Source organism: Nocardia sp. NPDC052254, from assembly GCF_040679495.1.
GTDB lineage: Bacteria > Actinomycetota > Actinomycetes > Mycobacteriales > Mycobacteriaceae > Nocardia.
The window spans coordinates 97795-117524 of record NZ_JBFAUW010000007.1; the positions used below are offsets into that span (position 1 = coordinate 97795).

General features: G+C 69.2%; 15 protein-coding genes. 9 read left to right on the forward strand and 6 right to left on the reverse strand.

Going from position 1 to position 19730, the window contains the following annotated elements; translation table 11 throughout:
* Positions 1-24: 24 nt before the first annotated feature.
* Entirely contained in the window at positions 25-795 is a 771-nt protein-coding gene (locus AB0L57_RS19265; RefSeq protein ID WP_364963741.1) for a deoxyribonuclease IV, read from the reverse strand.
* A 93-nt stretch (positions 796-888) separates the two neighbouring features.
* Here AB0L57_RS19265 and AB0L57_RS19270 point away from each other — a divergent pair, with 93 nt between their 5' ends.
* From AB0L57_RS19270 to AB0L57_RS19285, 4 genes are all read left to right on the forward strand, one after another.
* Positions 889-2157, forward strand: a complete 1269-nt coding sequence (locus tag AB0L57_RS19270; RefSeq protein WP_364963744.1) for a protein kinase — start codon at positions 889-891, stop codon at positions 2155-2157.
* A gap of 92 nt (positions 2158-2249) precedes the next feature.
* Positions 2250-3014, forward strand: coding sequence for an ABC transporter ATP-binding protein (locus tag AB0L57_RS19275; protein WP_364963746.1), 765 nt, complete (start codon positions 2250-2252; stop codon positions 3012-3014).
* On the forward strand, positions 3014-3292 hold the full coding sequence (locus tag AB0L57_RS19280) for a hypothetical protein (protein WP_364963749.1): 279 nt from the start codon (positions 3014-3016) through the stop codon (positions 3290-3292). The genes AB0L57_RS19275 and AB0L57_RS19280 overlap by 1 nt, the downstream gene beginning before the upstream one ends.
* An 18-nt stretch (positions 3293-3310) precedes the next feature.
* Positions 3311-5815, forward strand: coding sequence for an FtsX-like permease family protein (locus AB0L57_RS19285; protein ID WP_364963752.1), 2505 nt, complete (start codon positions 3311-3313; stop codon positions 5813-5815).
* Positions 5816-5862: 47 nt separating this feature from the next.
* Here AB0L57_RS19285 and AB0L57_RS19290 read toward each other — a convergent pair whose 3' ends face one another.
* From AB0L57_RS19290 to AB0L57_RS19310, 5 genes are all read right to left on the reverse strand, one after another.
* Positions 5863-6465: a hypothetical protein gene (locus AB0L57_RS19290; protein ID WP_364963755.1), complete on the reverse strand. Its 603-nt coding sequence runs from the start codon at positions 6463-6465 to the stop codon at positions 5863-5865.
* Positions 6466-6640: 175 nt separating this feature from the next.
* Positions 6641-7813, reverse strand: coding sequence for a VWA domain-containing protein (locus AB0L57_RS19295; protein ID WP_364963758.1), 1173 nt, complete (start codon positions 7811-7813; stop codon positions 6641-6643).
* Between the two features lie 19 nt (positions 7814-7832).
* Complete coding sequence (locus tag AB0L57_RS19300; protein ID WP_364963760.1) at positions 7833-10067, reverse strand: DUF5682 family protein; 2235 nt, start codon at positions 10065-10067, stop codon at positions 7833-7835.
* Positions 10064-11167: an AAA family ATPase gene (locus AB0L57_RS19305; protein WP_364963763.1), complete on the reverse strand. Its 1104-nt coding sequence runs from the start codon at positions 11165-11167 to the stop codon at positions 10064-10066. Before AB0L57_RS19305 ends, AB0L57_RS19300 begins: the two co-directional genes overlap by 4 nt.
* A complete protein-coding gene (locus AB0L57_RS19310; protein WP_364963766.1) occupies positions 11164-14019 on the reverse strand; it encodes a DUF5691 domain-containing protein in 2856 nt (951 codons plus the stop codon). Before AB0L57_RS19310 ends, AB0L57_RS19305 begins: the two co-directional genes overlap by 4 nt.
* Positions 14020-14398: 379 nt before the next feature.
* On the opposite strand from AB0L57_RS19310, the gene AB0L57_RS19315 reads away from it, so the two are divergent.
* The 5 genes from AB0L57_RS19315 (at position 14399) to AB0L57_RS19335 (ending at position 19725) form a co-directional block, all read left to right on the forward strand.
* Complete coding sequence (locus AB0L57_RS19315; RefSeq protein ID WP_364963769.1) at positions 14399-16801, forward strand: AAA family ATPase; 2403 nt, start codon at positions 14399-14401, stop codon at positions 16799-16801.
* Positions 16786-17253 (forward strand): hypothetical protein, encoded by a 468-nt coding sequence (locus AB0L57_RS19320; protein WP_364963770.1) that lies wholly within the window; start codon positions 16786-16788, stop codon positions 17251-17253. The genes AB0L57_RS19315 and AB0L57_RS19320 overlap by 16 nt, the downstream gene beginning before the upstream one ends.
* Before the next feature lie 7 nt (positions 17254-17260).
* Complete coding sequence (locus tag AB0L57_RS19325; RefSeq protein ID WP_364963772.1) at positions 17261-17674, forward strand: YchJ family metal-binding protein; 414 nt, start codon at positions 17261-17263, stop codon at positions 17672-17674.
* A gap of 146 nt (positions 17675-17820) precedes the next feature.
* On the forward strand, positions 17821-18093 hold the full coding sequence (locus tag AB0L57_RS19330) for a SelT/SelW/SelH family protein (protein ID WP_364963774.1): 273 nt from the start codon (positions 17821-17823) through the stop codon (positions 18091-18093).
* Positions 18094-18150: 57 nt separating this feature from the next.
* The gene (locus AB0L57_RS19335; RefSeq protein WP_364963777.1) at positions 18151-19725 is read left to right on the forward strand and encodes a carboxylesterase/lipase family protein; all 1575 of its coding nucleotides are present in this window, start codon (positions 18151-18153) and stop codon (positions 19723-19725) included.
* The last annotated feature ends 5 nt before the right edge of the window (positions 19726-19730 follow it).

A 19730-nucleotide genomic window follows, 5' to 3' on the forward strand; every position in this document is an offset into this window, starting at 1 on the left:
TCCCAAAGCAGGCCGCAGCGTTGCTCAGCCCAGGTGTTCGCGCAGGTAGGCCAGGTCCTCGGCGACGCCGTCGGCCGGTGTCTCCAGCACTACCGGCGCATCCGCGGTGCGGCAGACCTCGGCCAGCAACTGCGGGTCGATCGTGCCGTCCGCGAAATTCGCATGCCGGTCGGCGCCGGAGTTGAAATCGTCGCGTGAGGAATTCAGGTGCACCAGGTCGATCCGGCCGGTGATCGCTCGGATGCGATCCACCACGCCGACCAGTTCTTCACCGCCGGCCCAGGCGTGGCAGGTGTCCAGACAGAATCCGGCCCCGAAATCGCCGATCGCGTCCCACAACCGGGCGATGGAATCGAAATGCCGTGCCATGGCGTGATTACCGCCGGCGGTGTTCTCCACCAGAATCGGCACCGCGAAGCCGCCCTTGTCCTGCTGGCGTTCGAACAGTTTGCGCCAGTTGACGATTCCGGCCTCGATCTCGGCATCCGAACGCACGTGCCCGCCGTGCACGACCAGTCCGAACGCACCCAGATCGGCCGCGGCCTGCGCCTGCTGGGCCACGGCATTGCGCGAGGGCATCCGCAACCTGTTGTTCGTACTGGCCACATTGATCTGGTACGTGGAGTGCACGACCACGTCGATCGGGCTGGCCTTGATCTCCTCGGCGCGGGGATGTGGTTGCGGTTTGTCCCAGCTCTGCGGGTCCACCACGAACATCTGGATGACATCGGCGCCCAGCCGCTCGCCGAAGCCGATCGGATCACTGTCTTGCCGGACGTGTGCTCCAATGCGCATGACAGCAGGGTAGCGGTCGCCACCGACAAGCCACGGTGCCAGGCGCCGGGGCCATCGGATCCCGATCGGAAATGACCGTCTGCCCGTACTGCTATGGTTTCGGAGATCCGGGACGGGAAGTGGGAGCGGGGAATGCTGGCAAGCGGCGATGTGTTCGCGGGCTACGTCATCGAACGACTGTTGGGCCGCGGTGGTATGGGTCAGGTGTATCTGGCCAAACATCCGAGACTGCCCCGGATGACGGCATTGAAGCTGCTGAACCGCGAGATGGTCGCCGATCCCGAAATCCGCGCCCGTTTCGAGCGGGAAGCCGATCTCGTCGCACAGCTCGACCACCCCAAGGTCGTCACGGTCTACGACCGCGGCCTCGAGGACGGCCAGCTCTGGATCTCCATGCAGTTCATCGACGGAATCGATGCCTCCAGCGTGGATCCGCAGAAACTGCCCCCCGAGCGGGCCGTGCAGATCATCGCCGAGGTCGCCGAGGCGCTGGACTACGCGCACAGCAACGGCGTCATGCACCGCGATGTGAAGCCGGGCAACATGTTGCTGGCGCGCTCCACCGGAGGTAAGGGCGAGCGGGTCTATCTCACCGACTTCGGAATCGCCCGGTTGCGCGACGACGGCGGTCACCTGACTCAGACCGGGACCTTCACCGCGACCCTGGCCTATGCCTCGCCCGAACAGTTGACGGGTGCGCAGCTGGACGGACGCTCGGACCAGTATTCGCTCGCCTGCAGCCTGTTCTGGCTGTTCACCGGCCGGGGTCCGTTCAACGCGCCCAATCCGGCCGCGGTGATCCGCGGACATCTGCAAGGACCGCCGCCGACGCTGAGCGATGTGCGGACCGGCCTGCCCACCGGACTGGACGCGGTACTGCTCAAGGCGATGTCCAAGCGCGCCGTCGACCGGTTCGTCAGCTGCGCGGACTTCGCCGCGGCCGCCAAGCAGGCGGTATCGCCCGCCAGCGCGCCGCGGATGCCGACGGTCGGCCGTCCCTACACCGGTCCGTCCATGCCCACACAGGGGCGACCGCCCACAGGGCCGGGCAATCCGCTGGCGCCGCGACCGCAGACCGGGCCTTCGGTGCCGCATGTGGCGCGGCCGATGGCACCGCCGCCCAATACCGGCATGCGTCCGATGAATCAGATGCCGCCGATGAATCAGGCGCCGCCCCCGCATCAGATGCCGCCGATGAACCAGGTGCGGCCCAATTACGGCCCGGCCGCGCAGTACAACCAGCAGCCGTACGGCTACCATCCGGCGCCGCAGGCCAAGTCCAATACGGGTGTGATCATCGGGATCATCGTCGGTGCGGTGGTCTTGCTGCTGGTGGTGCTGGTGATTCTGGCGGTCGTGTAGCCGATCGGGCGTGCCCGGGTATCGGGTGCGCCTCAGGTATTGGGGGATATTCCCGATGGCGCGGGTCGCCGGTGTTGACCAGACTGGAGGTCATGACTGCCGATGCCCTGGGCACCGAATCCACCGCGGTGGCGACGATCGCGGCACGCGCCACCGACCTGACGAAGTTGTACGGCTCCGGAGACACGCAGGTCCGCGCGCTCGACGGGGTATCCGCCGAGTTCGCTCCGCGGGAGTTCACCGCGATCATGGGACCGTCCGGTTCCGGTAAGTCCACGCTCATGCACTGTCTGGCCGGACTGGACAGCGCCACCTCCGGCACCGTGTCCATCGGTGACACCGCGCTGACGGGGCTGTCGGACAAACAGATGACCAAGCTGCGCCGCGATCGCATCGGCTTCGTCTTCCAGGCGTTCAACCTGGTACCGACGCTCACCGCACTGGAGAACATCACGCTGCCGCTCGACATCGCCGGCCGCGCCCCGGATCGGGAGTGGCTGGATACGGTGATCGATCGGCTGGGACTGCGGGATCGGCTGGATCACCGGCCCGGTGAGCTGTCCGGCGGCCAGCAGCAGCGCGTGGCCTGCGCACGAGCGCTGGTGGGCCGGCCCGACATCATCTTCGGTGACGAGCCCACCGGAAATCTGGATTCGCGCTCCTCGGGGGAGGTGTTGTCCATCCTGCGTGCCGCGGTCGACGAATTCGGCCAGACGGTGGTCATCGTCACCCACGAACCGCATGCCGCCTCCTATGCCGACCGCGTGATCTTCCTCGCGGACGGCCGGATCGTCGACGAGTTACGCGATCCGACAGCGGATTCGGTGCTGGACCGAATGAAGTCGCTGGAGGCGTGATGAGCGACAATCGCGCAGCGGCTCATCGTGCCGACCGGGTGCGGGTGTCCCGCATGGCACTGGGCGTGATGAGCGACAATCGCGCAGCGGCTCATCGTGCCGACCGGGTGCGGGTGTCCCGCGGGGTGCCGGGCGTGATGAGTGACAATCGCGCAGCGGCTCATCGTGCCGACCGGGTGCGGGTGTCCCGCGGGGTGCCGGGCGTGATGAGCGACAATCGCGCAGCGGCTCATCGTGCCGACCGGGTGCGGGTGTCCCGCATGGCACTGGGGGGTTAGGTCGTGGCCGGTTCTCCCATGCGCAAGGTGGTCTTGCGCAATCTGGCCGCGCACAAGGTGCGGCTCGCGCTCACTTTGCTCTCGGTCGTGCTCGGCACCGCATTCGTCGCGGGCTCGTTCGTGTTCACCGATACCCTGCAGCGGACCTTCGACGGCATCTTCGCCGATCAGGCCAAGGGGGTGGATGTCCGGGTCGAGCCGGAACATGCCCAGTCCCTGGGGGTTCCGAACGACACCGTCGACACGGTCGCGAAGGTGGACGGGGTGCGCGCGATCGCGCCGGCGGTGCAGGGGCCGGTCGTGCTGCTGAAGGACGGGCACGCCGTGCAGACCGGCGGCGCACCGAGCTGGGGTCGCTCCTATCTGCCGCCCGAGCGGGCCATCGCCGAACCGGAGCATTTCAGCGAGGGTGTGGCTCCGGTGACACCGGGGCAGGTCGCGATCAATTCCGGTGGCGCCGAACGCGCGGGCCTGCACGTCGGTGACAAGGCGACGGTGCTGGTGCCCTCCCGCGGCACCATCGATATGACCGTCAGCGGTATCTACGACGTCTCCTCCGATACCGGCGGATTCATCGGTCTGCTGCTGCCCGACGCACAGGCACGGGATCTGTTCACCGACGGCGCCCACGTCGGATACGTGGATGTGGCCGCGGCGCCGGGTGTTTCGCCGGACACCCTGCGTGATCGGATCGCGAAGGTGGCGCCGGACTACAAGGTGCTCAACGGTGATCAGGTGCGCGCCGAGATGAAGGAGCAGGTCGGCAACGCCCTGAAATTCGTCAACTACTTCCTGCTCGCATTCGGTGCGATCGCGCTGCTGGTCGGGACCTTCATCATCTACAACACCTTCTCGATGATCGTGGCGCAGCGGCTGCGCGAACTGGCGCTGTTGCGCGCGGTGGGTGCGGGGCGCCGGCAGGTCGGGTTGTCGGTGGTGTCCGAGGCGTTCGTGATCGGGCTCATCGGTAGTCTGCTCGGACTGGCCGGTGGGATCGGTCTGGCATACGGACTGTCGGCCCTGCTCAACGCGTTCGATCTCGGGCTGCCGACCGGGACCATGCAGGTGCTGCCGCGCACGGTGCTCGCGGCGGTGGCAATCGGCCTGGTGGTGACGGTGGCCAGTGCCTACGCACCCGCACGCCGGGCAGCCAGGATTCCGCCGGTGGAGGCGATGCGCCAGGAGTTCGCCTCGACCGGGGAATCGCTGCGGGTACGGACCGTCTTCGGCGCGGTGCTGGCGGTGATCGGCGTGATCGTGGTGGTGGCAGGTGCCCAGCGCACCGGCGGTGGTGCGGCGGCCACGGTCGGAATCGGCGCGGCCGCACTGATTTTCGCACTGCTGTTCGCCTCGCCGGCGCTGTCGCGACCGGTGGTGGGCGTGCTCGGTCTGCTGGTGCGGCCCTTCGGGCCGATCGGAGCCATGGCGCGCAACAACGCGGTGCGCAATCCGCGGCGCACCGCGGCGACCGCGTTCGCGCTCACGCTGGGCCTGATGCTGGTTTCCGCGATCGGCATGCTCGGTGCGTCGGCGAAGGCCAGTGTCGGTGATCTGGTGGACAAGGGCGTGAACGCGGACTACATCCTGTCCGGGCCGCCGATGATCGGGGTGCCCCTGGGCGCTGCCGAGGCGGCTCGCCAGGTGCCGGATGTCGCGAACGTGGTGGCCTTCCGCGGCGTCGCGCTACGGGTCGGCGACGATCAGGTGACCGGTACTTCGCCGGACGCGCCGACAGGTTCGGTACTGCACTTCGACATCCGGCACGGTACCGATGCGCTGGCCGGAGATTCCATCCTTGCTTCGGAAACCGAAGCGCGCGACCGTAATTGGCATGTGGGGGATCGGGTCGAGGTCTCGAGTGTGGACAACAAGAAGTTCGCGGTGACGGTCGCGGGCGTCTATGCCGACAATCAGCTGCTGGGTTCGCTGATGGTGGCGCCGGATCTGTACAACCAGGTGATGCCGGTGGCCTTCCGCACCGATCTGATCGTGCTGGTCAAGGCCGATGCGGGGGCCGATGTCCCCGCGCTGCGCGGTGCGCTGGAGAAGGCGACCGCCTCCTACGTGGTGGTGCAGGTGCAGGACCGTGACGAGTTCAAGGGCGCACAGGGGCGCCAGATCAACACCATGCTCGCGATCCTGTACGGATTGCTGGCGCTCGCGGTGGTGATCGCGATTCTGGGCATCGTGAACACGCTGGCGCTGTCGGTGGTCGAGCGGCGGCGCGAGATCGGCATGCTGCGCGCTGTCGGCATGCAACGGCCACAGGTGCGCCGGATCATCTATCTCGAGTCCGTGCTGATCGCGGTATTCGGTGCCGTGGTCGGCGTGGTGCTCGGGCTCGTCCTGGGCGTCGGATTCCTGCGGACGCTGTCGGATCTGGGGCTGAGCACGATCAGGGTGCCGTGGTCACAGATCGTGGGGATGCTCATCGGCTCCGCGGTCGTGGGTGTGCTGGCGGCATTGTGGCCTGCCGTACGTGCCGCTCGCACTCCACCGCTGGCGGCGATCGCGGATCTGTGAGAGGTGCGGCGGTGAGCGCTACGAGCTCACCGCCGCGCTGCGGATCGTCAGATGCAGTACTGGCACACGCCGCCCGCGGGCAGCTGGATGAAGCACTGTGAGCACACGGCCGGACGGGGCTCGGCCGACTTCTCCTCCGGCGCGGCAGCGGTTTTCGTGGTGCCGCGACCGCGACGGCGGGCGTCGACCTTCGGTGTCAGCGGCGGCACCCCGACCTCGGCGGGCATCTCGGCACCGTAGTGCTGGTAGCACTGCCAGCGGGCGTAGGCGGCGTGCAGTTCCAGATCCTCCGGAACGGGCAGTCCCGCGAGTTCGAGCACGTACTTGTAGTCGTCACCGACGGTGTGGTTCTGGCGTACGCAGAGCGCGGTGAGCGGCGGTTCGCCACCGCTGTGGCACCGTCGTGCGACCTTGCGCAGAATCGCGGCCATCCAGGTCCGGGTGGGAGCCTCGGTGTGGATGCCGGACACTTCCTGGATCCGCTCCGCCAGCTCGTTCACGGTGATGAAATGCCCGTACCCGGTCGCGGTTTCGGCCAATTCGGCATGTGCGGCCAATGCCCAGGCCACCGCTGCCTCACGAAATGACACCGTGGTGTCGTCGGATACCCGCCATGCTCCTGCCGTCGTGGCCACGGAATTCTTCAACACCCATCCAAGTTATCGCGTCGGATTCCGCGCCGCCGCGCGGCCCGCCGTTGTGGGCCCGGTCTCTTTCCGTCGCGTGTGGTGATGACCGACGGAACCGCAGGTTGGCGCGCTGCGGTGGCGCCGGCCGCGAGAGTCGTGCAATGACAACCTCTTTCGGCGGGCGCCGGTGGTTCGTTCAGCGCCGGTTCGCCTGCGCCCGAGCCCAGGCTTGGACATCGCCGCGGTCGAGTGCGATCGACAGCAGATCGGGAAAGCGGTCCGGTGTGCACGCGAACGCGGGAACGCCGAGGGCGGCCAGGGCCGCCGCATTGTCGTGGTCGTAGGCCGGCGCGCCCTCGTCCGACAGCGCCAGCAGCACCAGGACCTGCACGCCGGCTTCCTTCATCGTGGCGATGCGACGGATCATCTCGTCGCGGATGCCGCCTTCGTAGAGGTCGGAGATGAGGATGAACAACGAGTCGGCGGGTCGGGTGATCAGTTGCCCGCAATACGCGATGGCCCGGTTGATATCGGTCCCGCCGCCGAGTTGTGTGCCGAAGAGCACATCCACCGGATCCGACAGCTGCTCGGTGAGATCCACCACGGAGGTGTCGAACACCACCAGCGAGGTCCGCAGCGATCGGATGGATGCCAGCACCGCGCCGAACACCGCGGCGTAGACCACACTCGCTGCCATGGAACCGGATTGATCGATCGCGAGCACCACGTCACGTTGTACCGCCTGTGCCCGGCGTCCGTAACCCACGAGCCGTTCCGGGACGACGGTGCGGTGTTCAGGCAGGTAGTGGGCAAGATTGCGACGGATGGTGCGATCCCAGTCGATATCGCGCAGTCGCGGTCGCGACACCCGGGCGGCCCGGTTGAGCGCACCGGACACCGCGGCGACGGTGCGTGCGGCCAATCGGTGTTCGATCTCGCGGACCACTTTCCGGACCACCACTCGTGCTGTGGCGCGCGTGGTTTCGGGCATCACCCGGTTCAGGGTGAGCAGGGTGCCGACCAGCTGGACGTCGGGCTCGACCGCTTCGAGCAGTTCCGGTTCGAGCAGCAGCTGGGCGAGCTGCAATCGATCGATGGCATCGTGCTGCATCACCTCCACCACCGTCGACGGGAAGTAGCTGCGGATATCGCCCAGCCACCGAGCCACTTTCGGTGCGGAACCGCTCAGACCCGCGGTGCGCTTCGCGCCCGGGGTGTGCTCGTCACCGTTGTAGAGCGCCGAAAGCGCTTCGTCCATCGCGGTGTCCTCGGCGCGGGACAGTCCGCCCAGAGCGGATTCGGCCGGTGCGCCGAGCACGAGCCGCCAGCGCCGGTCTTGATCGTCGTCGGTGCCGGGTGGTGTGGTCATGGGTTGCTCCTCGGACGAATCATCGTGCGGCCGCCAGAATTTCGGTCGCCGCACGCAGGGCCAGCAAGCCCCGCTCGGCGTCGAGTCCGGCGCGGTCGCGGGACGCGGTGGTGATCGGCGCGCCGTCGCGGACCGCCCGGCCGATGGCCTGGCGCTCACCGGACTCGAAGGTGCCGAAGGTGCGCCGCAGCAGCGGCAGGGTGGCCACGAATTGGTTCTCGTCGAGTTCGCGCAGCCAGGAGTCGATGCGCCGCAGCAGATCTCGGTCGTGGACCAGGAGCAGTCCGCGACCGCCGAGGAAGCCGTCGATCCAGGCGGCCTTGTCGGCTGGACCGTGCCCGATCGACAGCGCCGCCGACAGCCGGCGTGCGGACTCCTCGTCGGCGATGATGCCCGCATCGCACAGCAGCCGGACCGCCCGGCCCACCAGCGCGCCGTGGACATCGTCGCGGTCGGCGAGCCGGCGCAGGGCCGCGGTCCAGATCGCGGTGGTGTGCGGTTCGTCGCGGGTGGCGATCGCGATGTGGGTGTTGTCGATCAGGCCGCGCAACCGAGCGGCGGCATCGGTGTCCACACCCGTGACGGCACCGGGCAGTCCGGCGCAGATGCGAACGAGCAGCCCGTCGGCCACCCGGGCCAGGGCGCCGGCATCGGTACTGCGGACATCGCCGTAACGCAGGGTGCGGATCAGGCCGGGCAGCGCGGCGAGGAGGTGGGTGACATCGTGATCGAGTGCGGCAACCGCCTCGAGCCGGACGACGAGTCCGTCGATCGCCCCGCCCAGATCTGCCAGTAGGGCTGTTTCCAGGGCCGCGCCGATATCGCCGACCGTGGCGTCGGCCGCACCGACCCGGTCGAGGATCTTCGCCTCGGCCGCACCGCGGATGGTGGTGCCCCAGCGGGATGCCTCGATCACCGCGACCGACAGCGTGGGCTCCCAGCACAGCGACCAGGATTCACGGAAGGTGCCGGTATTGCGAACCTCGCCGGAAATCGGTGTACCCCAGCCTATTCCGAGAAGTCGCAACCGATGCAGCAGATGGGAGCGGGCCACATCCCGCTCCTTGCGCAGATCCAGATCCAGCTGTGCGGCCCGCGCCTGCTGCGGCAGGCGCAGGGTCCGCGCCCGAGCGCGCAGATCGGCGTCGAGGGGGACCGTGGGGGTGTCCTCGGGGACCGATCCCAGCGCCTCACCGACAACCAGTTCGCTGCTGATGTACCGCAGCATGGTCTCGTCGCCCTCGCACAAGACCGCTCGGGTGGCGTCGGTGACCTCGGACAATCCCGGGCCGGGCCGACCGCGCAGGGCGGCGAGTGTTTCGGCCAGCCGCACGGATTCGATGATGTGCGCACTGGAGACCGGCAGATCGCGGGCTCGCAGGGCGCCTGCCACCCGGGTGAGCCAGCGCGGGATCGGGTCCTGCGGCTGGGTGAACAGGTGGTGGTACCAGCCCGGCGAGGTGATGCCCGCACCGTAGCCCGATGCTCCGGCCAGCCGGGAATGTGTCCACGGCACCCAGGTCAGCGTGGTCTTCACCTTGGTCAGACCCTTGAGCAGGCGGGCATCCGGGGCGGCCGGTCCGAGTGCACCGGCCAGCGCCGGTGCGTGGAAAGCCCCGCACACCACCGCGAGCCGGCGCGCACCACCCTTGACGGCCCTGCGCATGGTCTGGCGCATGTACGCCTCGCGGCGCAGCGTGTGCGCGTCCGCCGAATCCTGCTCGGCGGCTCGCAGTTCCGTCATCGCCTCGGTGATCGCGTCGAAGATGTCGCTGCCGTCGCCGGCCGGGTCGGCGGTGGATTCGACGACGGTGTCCCACCAGCGCTCCGGATCGTCGAATCCACCGGCGGCGGCCAGTGCTGCCAGCGGATCGCCGCGGTCACCGGACACCTCCCGGTCGTCGTCGGCGGCGAGGGCGTGGGCGGCGGGCAGATCGCAGAAGTGCACGGGGACGTGCTGTTCGGCCGCGTATCGCAGTGCCTGCCACTCCGGGGAGAACACCGCGAACGGCCAGAAGGCCGCTCGGGAAGGATCGTTCGGGGTGTAGGCGAGCAGTGCGACCGGAGGTGTCATCCCTTCGGCCGTCGCGTATCCGGTCAGCGGATCGGCGTCGGCGGGACCTTCGATCAGGATGGTGTCGGGACGGAATCGCCGCAGCGCCCAGCTCAGCGAGCGGGCGGACCCGGGGCCGTGGTGGCGGATTCCGAAGATCTGGGTCCGTGGTGCGTCCGGGGCGGCCGCATCCGCACTCATCCGTGCACCTCGCGGCACGCGCGGTAGAAATCGGACCAGTCGGGGCGCTCGCGCACGACGGCCTCGAGGTACTCCGTCCACACCACCCCGTCTGCCACCGGATCCTTCACCACGGCGCCCAGCACCGCACCCGCGACATCACCGGCGCGCAGGACACCGTCACCGAAGTGCGCCGCCAGTGCCATGCCGCCCGTGATCACCGAGATCGCCTCGGCGGTCGACAGGGTGCCCGACGGTGATTTGAGCTTGGTACGCCCATCGGCCGTGATTCCCGAGCGCAGCTCCCGGAACACCCGCACCACCCGCCGGATCTCCTCGGCGGCGGCCGGGACCGGCGGCAATTGCAGTGTGCTGCCGAGCTGTTCGACGCGCCTGGTCACGATGGACACCTCGTCGTCCTCGTCCGCCGGCAGCGGCAGCACCACGGTGTTGAACCGGCGACGCAGGGCGGAGGACAGCTCGTTGACCCCGCGATCGCGATCGTTGGCGGTGGCGATGACATTGAACCCCTTGGCCGCCTGTACCTCGACACCGAGCTCCGGGACCGGCAAGGTCTTCTCCGACAGCACCGTGATCAGCGCGTCCTGGACATCGGAGGGGATGCGGGTGAGCTCCTCGACCCGGGCGATGGCGCCGGTGCGCATCGCGGTCATGATCGGCGAGGGCACCAGCGCACCGTCGGTAGGTCCCTCGGCCAGCAGGCGGGCGTAGTTCCAGCCGTAGCGGATCGCTTCCTCGGCGGTACCGGAGGTGCCCTGTATCAACAGGGTGGACGAACCGCTGATGGCGGCCGCAAGATGTTCCGAAACCCAGGTTTTCGCGGTTCCAGGCACCCCGAGGAGCAGGAGTGCGCGATCGGTCGCCAGGGTGGCGACCGCGACCTCCATCAGCCGGCGCGGACCGATGTACTTGGGTGTGATCACGGTGCCGTCGGGCAGGGTGTCACCGAGCAGGTAGGTCACCACCGCCCACGGCGAGAGCCGCCACGACGGCGGCCGCGGGCGGTCGTCGGCCGCCGCCAGCGCCGCCAGTTCGTCGGCGAATACCTGTTCGGCATGCGGGCGCAGCAAATCCGCGGGCGGGCTGTCGACGGTGGTCATGCGAGCTCCTCGAGCATCTGGGTGCGGTGGGTCAGTCCGGTGGTGAGTTGATCGAAGGTGCTGTGCCAGTGCGGATCTCCACACCGGCGGGCCGCGGTGGTGACCCGTGGGGAGGCCGGGATCGGGAAGTGGATCGTGGCACTGCGCAGCAGGGTGCGATACGACGCGGGCGACAGGCCCGCGGCGCCCGGGCGGGCCTGGGCCAGCTGGGCGCGGTCGAGCAGCAGCCGGACCACATGATCGGCCACCGGTTGTGGCCAGGGATGTGGCAGCGCCGGCACCAGCAGCTCCAGTTCGGCCAGCCAGCTGGAGTCCAGAGCACACAGATAGCGGACCCGGTGTTCGATCGGCAGCAGTCCGAACAGCTCCTGGCGCAGCCGTGGATCGGCGCCGAGGGTCGGAGTGGTGGTCAGTACCTCGAACAGTGGACCCGCCCAGAACGAGTCACGTTGGGCGAGTGCGGCTTCGGACCAGCCCGCGCAGATCGGACCCAGCATGTCGTCGGGCAGGTGCAAGGCGGTGGCGGCCTCGGCGGAACCACAGACCGCCGCCCAATGGTCCAGCGGGGTGGCGGCCATCAGGCGGCGGAGTCGTTCGGCGTCGATATCGGCACCACCGTCGCGGCGATAGGCCACCGGGTCCAGCCGGTCGGCGAGTCCGTCGCGGCGGGCGGAGTCGCCGAGATCCGGCGGCAGTTCGGGTAGCAGGGCGCCGGAGCGGACCCGCACCCATCGCCGCGCCCGCTCGCGCATCCGCGCGCCGTATGCCGAATCGGGCAGCCGGGCAAGCAGATCGGCGGCGACACGGCGGACGTCGGCGCGAGTGTCGTCGAGGGCCGTCTCGAGCAGTGCCTCGTCGCCGGGTTCCGGTCCGTCGGCCAGCACCGCGAGCAGTTCGGCGCGCCCGCGTGCGGGTTCGCGGCTCCAGGTCTGAGCCAGCGCCGCCCGGGCGGCGCCCGCGTCGCGACCGCGCACGACCGCCAGCCAGTTCCGCCGCTCCGCTGGGCGCCCGTGCGTCCACACCCGGGGATCGTCATCGCCGGGGCGGAGCATGGGCCGCCAGCGCGGATGCAGTTCCGCGAGCCACCGGCCCCGCGTGCCGGTCAGCCGCAGCAGCGGATCACGCAGGGCGGGCTGGGTTCTGGCGGCCTCCAGCAGTTCGGCGCACAGCGCGTCGGGGACGCGTGGATCGCGGGCCCGCGCGGCCGCGAACCACTCCGCGAGCATCGGCGACGTACTCGCGACCAGCTCGCGCAGGCGCTGTGCCGCGGCACCGGACAGCAGCGGCCGATCGTCCGGTGCCGCGGGAGTGAGCGGTTCGGCATGTCCGGGCTCGGCCCCGCCGCGGTGGTACAGCTCCTGCAACATCACCGCGTCGAGCAGATTGCGGTCCGTGCCGGCGGGCCGCAGCGCCGCGGCGACCGCGTCCGCGAGTTGAGCCGGATCCAGGGTGCGCCGGGCGGTGCCCAGCAGCGCCACCGGCACGATCGGCGCCGCCGCGGCCGGCACCGCGGTACCGGGAGTCGGTGCGCCGAGCAGCGATTCGGGCTCCACATCGACGATCTCGCCGTTGGCGAGCGCCGCGATCGGCACCAGCCCGGCCGCCGTCCATTCGCCGACCACCGTCAGCGGATGTCCTCCCGACAGCCCGATCAGCCGCCACGGCACATCGACGCTCGCGGCGAGCGGCACCGCGGTACCGTCCGCTTCGGCCAACTGCCAGCGGCCGTCGCCGAAGGCGGGGCTCACCGCGGTCAGCAGCATCGGCCGGCTGCGCAGCCAGGGGTCGGCGCCCAGGGCCCGGGCATGATCGGCGAGTTGATCGGCGATGGTTCCGGAGTCGCAGACGATGGTGGTGAACGGCTGCGCGGCGGCGTGATGCGTGCCCCGGACCGCGCGCAGCGGTATCGCGGCCGGATGGAAATGCAGGTCTGCCTCGGCCATGGTCCCGGGAATCGGGGGGTCGCCGGCGAAACTCGCACTGCCGAAATTGTGCTCGATCACCTGCGCCCAACGTTGGGTGTACCGGCCGCGGAGCAGGGTGCGGCGGCTGAAGACCCGCTCCTCCTCGGTGACTCGCACGCCGAGGACCATCCAGTGGTCGCGGACCGCCGGTGTCTGGCTGCGGACCGCCTCGGCCCGGGCCGGATATCCGATGTGGGCACGGACCCCGGCGGCTTGCTCCGGCTCCAGTTCGTCGAGCCGGCGGTGGGCGCCGATCAGCAGGTGCAGCCGGGCGTACTCGCTGAGCAGGATGGCCGGCCACTGTTCGTTGCCGAGCATCCGGCGCGGGAGTTGCCGCAGCGCGGCGGCGACGCCCGGTGCCTGCGCGTCGACCATGCGCGCGGCCACCGCCTCCAGTGCCGGCGCCGAATGATCGGCCTGTGCCAGGCCGGTACGGCACTGATCGGCGAGCCAGGTCTCGAGATCCCGCAGCCCCGCGTCGACCCGCGCGCGCCGCTGATCGATCGTCGACTGCTTGATGCCACGTGCGCCCCGGCCGGCTTGGGTCCCCGGGCGAGCCGCGAGCCATTCGACCGCGAAATCGGCCGGTGCGCACGCTTCGTCGACGGCATCCCGCGACCGGAGCAGTAGTAGCGACAAGGCATGTTTGCAGGGAGATTTCCGGGACGGGCAGGAGCAGTGGAAACCCGGCCCGGACAGATCGACGACCGTCCGATACGGCTCGGTGCCGCCGCCGCGGCACAGACCCCACAGCGCACTGTCGTGGCGGCCGGTGCCGTGCCACGCGCCGGTCAGTGCGCGCGCCGCGTCGAGCGCCGCGCCATCCGACGCCAGGGCCAGGACATTGTCGACGGTGGCCGAGTGTGCCGCGGTCGCAGATCTGCTCACGTGTTCCCCCGTTCGTTCTGTTACCCCGGATTTGTACCCGACCCCACCGACACCGATCGGGCGTCGTGGCGTCGGGGGTCGGCGGTGCCTGCCCCACATGCCGGTCGATGATGGTCGCCGGAAAATTGCGGATCGAATCGTCGTGTCCCGGAACGCTATTCGAACTATCCGCCGACTTGTGCAAGATCTCTGGATCTGGCATTCTGATCTGTTCGGTTGAACCGAGCCACCTCTCCAGGGTGAAATCCGTGGAACTGCCCGGCCGGGACGGCCGAGGGGTGGCCATCGGACGGTTCGGCCGCCCGATGGCCATGCGCCCCGCCCGGGCCGGTTTCCGGTAGCGTTCGCCCCGACGCGTCGTGAGAAGCCAGGAGGGGTAGTGGGGCAAGGGGAGGGGGACGCACCGCGCCTGCGAGATCTGGTCTCGGCGCGGTTGCACGCGGATTCGTCGATCGGCCCGGATGTTGCCCACACGGTACTCACGGCGCTGGGGGAATCGGCGGAACCGGGGGGTGCGGCCCCGCAGCACGGACTGTTCTTGCGCGCCGTCCGGGTACGCGGATTTCGCGGTATCGGCCGGGAGTCGGTGTTGCGGATCGCACCGGGACCCGGATTGACTCTGGTCGTGGGCCGAAACGGCTCGGGCAAGTCGAGTTTCGCCGAGGCCGTCGAGGTGGCGCTCACGGGTGTGAACAGGCGCTGGGAAGGCAGATCGGCCGTCTGGCGCGCGGGCTGGCGGAACATGCACTGTGACAGCACCACTCGAATCACCGTGGATGTGGTCTCGGCGGGGACCGGGGAGTACTCGATCCGGCGGGAATGGGCGGACGGCGACGAGTTGTCCGGTGGTTCCTGGACCAGGCGGCGCGACGGCCGGGCCGCCGGGGAGTTCCAGGTCGGCGATTGGGAATCCGCCATGGAGCTCTACCGTCCCTTCCTGTCCTACAGCGAACTCGGCGCGGTCGCCGACGGCCGGCCGAGCGATCTGTTCGACGCACTGCACCGGCTGCTCGGACTCGATGACATCAGTGCCGCGCTCGATCGAACCCGGACGCGCCGAATCGAATTGGAGCGTGCGGCCAAGCAGTCCCGGGACGGGCGCCACACATTGCTGGCGGAACTGACCACCATCGCCGACGACCGCGCCGAACGTGTCGCCGCGCTGTTGCGTGCGGCCGTGCCCGAACTGGAGGAGATCGCGCGCGAACTCGCCGGTGTGCGTCACGACCCCGGAGGGGTGGCGGCACTGCAGGCGATCGCCCGGTTGGGCATTCCCACCACCGCGCAGGTCGAGGTCGCGGCCACCGCCGTCGAGCAGGCCACCGAGCGGCTGGTCGCCTCGACGACCGGAGATCCGGAATCCGAACTGCGCGTGGTGGATCTGCTTCGGCGCGCGGTCGAGCACTCGGGCACCGCGCCGGGCTGCCCGTGCCCGGTCTGCGGTCACGGGGCTCTGGACGAGGCCTGGCGACGTGAATCCACGGCACGGATCGCCGCCGCCGAACAGCGCGCGGTCGTGTTCACCACCGCGCGTGCCGATCTGGACGAGGCGGTCGCCGCGGCCCGCGCGCTCATCGAACCCGTTCCGGTGGAACTGGACTCGATGACGGCCGCGCCGAATATCGATCCCACCGAGGTGTACCGGGTCTGGGCGGCGTGGTCCACCCTGGCCGAGCGCGAACCGGCAGCGGCGGCTGCCCGGCTGCGCGCCACGCACGCCGAACTCGCTGCGCGACTGGAGGTGTTGCAGCGCGCGGTGCACAAGGAACTCGACCGCATCGACGCGGTGTGGACCCCGCTGGTGCCGCGGATCGCCGCCTGGTTGCACGAGGCGCGACTGGTCGCCGCGGCCGATCCGGAACTGCGGACGGTGCGCCGTGCGGAGGAATGGCTGAAATCGGCTGCCGCGGGGCTTCGGGACGAACGGATGGCGCCGCTGGCCGACCACGCCCGGCGCATCTGGGGTGGGCTGCGGCAGCGCAGCAATGTGGATCTGGGCGCCATCCGGCTGCAGGGCAATGCCGGTGCCAGCCGCAAGGTGCTGCTGGATGTCACGGTCGACGAGGCCGACGGCACGGCTCTGGGAGTGATGAGCCAGGGCGAATTGCACGCGCTGGGCCTCGCACTGTTCCTGCCCCGCGCCACCGTGGCCGAGAGCCCGTTCGGATTCGTCATGATCGACGATCCGGTGCAGGCGATGGATCCGGCCAAGGTCGACGGGCTGGCCCGGGTGCTGGCCGCGGTGGCACGCAGCGGCCGCCAGGTGGTGGTGTTCACCCACGATGAGCGGCTGTCCGAGGCGGTCCGCAGATTACGTTTGGACGCAACGGTTCTCGAGGTGCAACGTCGCGAGCGTTCCCAGGTCGAGGTGCGCGGGATCGAGGATCCGGTACGGCGCTATCTGGCCGACGCGCGCGCATTGGAGCGCACCCGCCAGTTGCCGCGCGCGATCGCGACCGAACTCGTCATCACCTGTTGCCGATCGGCCATCGAGGCCGCCGCGTTGGCCCGGTCCCGCCGCGAACTGCTCGCCGCCGGAATGGACCACCGGGAGGTGCAGGCGCGAGTCGATCGGGCTCGGACCACCTGGGAGACGGTCTCTTTGGCGATCTTCGGAGTGCCCGGCCGGGTCGACGACCTCAACGAACTGCTCGACCGTGAGGCGCCGTGGGCGCGCGCGGTGGTGCGTGACGCCGCCGCCGGCGCTCATATCCGGATCCGGCGCGGACCCGCCGAATTGATCGACGACACCAAGAGATTCGTGACATGGCTCGATCCGTGAGGCCGACGGTCACCGAACGCCTGAACGCGGCCGCGGACCTTCTCGACGGCACCGTGACCGATGCGGGCGGGCTGTGGTCGCGAGCGACGGTCTGGATTCTGCGGATCGCTCTGGAACAGGCCGTGGATGGGCTGTGGGCACGTATCTCTCCGCAACTGGCCCGCTGCAGCATGCGTGCGCAACTGCTGGCGCTGGAAACCTGCGCCGGCCCCGAACTCGCCGGCCGCGTCGCCGGATTGTGGGCGGTGTTGTCGCGGTCGGGTCACCATCTCGATTCCGAGCCCGCGCCCACCGTGGACGAGTTGCGCGACTGGTACGACGAGACGTCGCGGCTGGCCGGCGAACTCGATCGCCTCGGCCGGTCGGGCGTGCCGGCCGTCTTCGGTCGCGCCCCACGGAATCGGTCATCGGGATCGCACCGCTCGTCGGCCTCGAAACGGCGACAGCGATAATCGACCGATGGCCGACACCGTTACCGACCGTCCCGGCGACAGTGATCGGTGCCCGTGCGGAAGCGGGGAGCAGTTCGGCGGGTGTTGTGGTCCACGCCTGGACGACAGCAGTCCCGCGCCCACCGCCGAGGCTCTGATGCGCTCCCGATACACCGCCTTCGCCATCGGCGACCGTGACCATCTGCTGCGTAGCTGGCATCCGCGCACCCGTCCCCGGCACCTGAGTCTCGACCCGGACCAGCGGTGGTTGTCATTGCAGATCTTCGGTACCGAGGCGGGCGGATTGTTCGACGATGCCGGCACCGTCGAATTCCGGGCGATCTATCGCATACATGGCAGACGTGCCGTACTGACCGAGTGCAGCAGGTTTGCTCGTGTTAACGGCAGGTGGTTGTACGTCGATGGTGATATCGAATCGTAACGGACTATCCAGTGGTAGGAATCCATTGATCACTACGATGGCTGGCAACCGCTCTGGTTTTGAACTGATAGCGAAGGAGTTGCTGAAATTTTCCGCGAGCTGCGCTGGGGGGTCGTGCGGGCCCCGCTCTCAGTAGGGTCGCACCCATGGCGCGAATCGCGATCGAATATTGCACGCAATGCCGATGGCTGCTGCGGGCCGGCTGGGTGGCGCAGGAGCTGCTCAGCACCTTCGGCACGGACCTCGACGAAGTGGCCCTGAAGCCGGGAACCGGCGGAGTCTTCCGGATCACCGTGGATGACGAGCAGATCTGGGACCGCAAGGCGGACGAAGGTTTTCCCGATGTCGCCCGGCTCAAACAACGCGTGCGCGACCGTATCGACCCCGACCGCGACCTCGGCCACATCGACCGAGGATGACGCCGACATCATGATCTCGGACGTACTCTCGGTACAGGGAGTACGAGGAGGTGCGAAGTGAGCACTCAATTCTTCGAGGCGACCCCGGCCGAGGAAACTCTCGGCGCTGGACCTGTCGCCCACACGACCAGCGGAGCGGTTCGCGGATTCCGTACGGGATCCGTCCAGGCCTGGCGCAGCATCCCTTACGCGGCGGCCCCGGCGGGCCCCGCGCGGTTCGCGCGCCCGCGTCCGGCCGAGGCCTGGTCCGGAGTGCGTGATTGCACCGAATTCGGTGAGATAGCCCCGCAGACCATGGGCGATATGGTGCCCGTCGACTCGGGTCTGCGGATGGGCGAGGACTGCCTGTGGGTCAATGTGTGGGCCCCGGCGGCCGAGCCGGTGCAGCCCCGTCCGGTGATGGTGTGGTTGCACGGCGGCGCCTACTGCCTCGGTACCGCGGCCCAGACGATCTACGACGGTCGCCGGATGGTCGAGGCCGGCGATGTGGTCGTGGTGGCGGTCAACTACCGGCTGGGCGCGCTCGGCTTTCTCGATCTGTCGTCGCTGGGCGACGAATTCGTTCCCAATCTGGGCCTGCACGATCAGATCGCGGCACTGGAATGGGTGCGTGACAATGCCGCCGCGTTCGGCGGTGATCCGGGCAATGTGACCGTCTTCGGGGAATCCTCGGGCGCCGGTTGTGTGACCGCGCTGCTGACCTCGCCGCGGGCCGCGGGCCTGTTCCACCGCGCCATCGCCCAGAGTCCGCCGGCCACCACAGTTTTCGGGCCCGATCGGGCCGCCGGAGTGGCGAACCGTTTCATGGAACTGATGGACCTGCCGCCCGGACGCGCCGCCGAACTGCTGGAATGCCCGATCGAGCGGATCGTGGAGGCCGCGGGTGTGCTGCTCGACGAGGTGCCGATGCAGTCACCGGGCCGCCTCGCCGCCGCACCGGTGGTCGACGGTGATCTGCTGCCGACCTATCCCACCGATCGATACCAGCAGGGCCGTTCGCATCGGGTGCCGCTGATCATCGGCACCAACCGGGACGAGTCCTCGCTGTTCCGGCTGTTCCGCTCGCCGATCATGCCGGTCACGCCCGATGCGGTGAACGCCATGCTCAATGCCGTCGCCGGTGAGCATCCGGGGCTGTCGCACGAGCGGATCGCCGAGATCACCTCCGCCTATCCGGATCTGGCCAAGACCCGCGGTGCGCTGGCGATGTCCACCGACGCCGCGTTCCGGATGCCGGCGCACTGGGTCGCCGACGCGCACTCCCGGCACAGTCGCACCTGGATGTATCGCTTCGACCAGGCCACGCCGATGTTGAAGGCGGCGCGCGTCGGCGCGGGGCACGCCACCGAATTGCCTTATATCTTCGGCAATTTCGGTTCCTTCGACCACGATCCGACGTTCTGGCTCGGTGGCCGCAAGGCGGCGATGGAGGTGTCGGGCCGGATGATGCGGCGCTGGCTCGCGTTCGCCGAACACGGGGTGCCCGCGGCGCTGGACGGCTCCAAACACTGGCCGCCCTACCGTGAATCCACCCGCACCACCCTGGTCGTCGACACCACCGATCGCGTCGTCGACGATCCCGATCACGACCTGCACACCGCCTGGGGCGACGAGGCGGTCGGCTTCAGCTGAGCCGG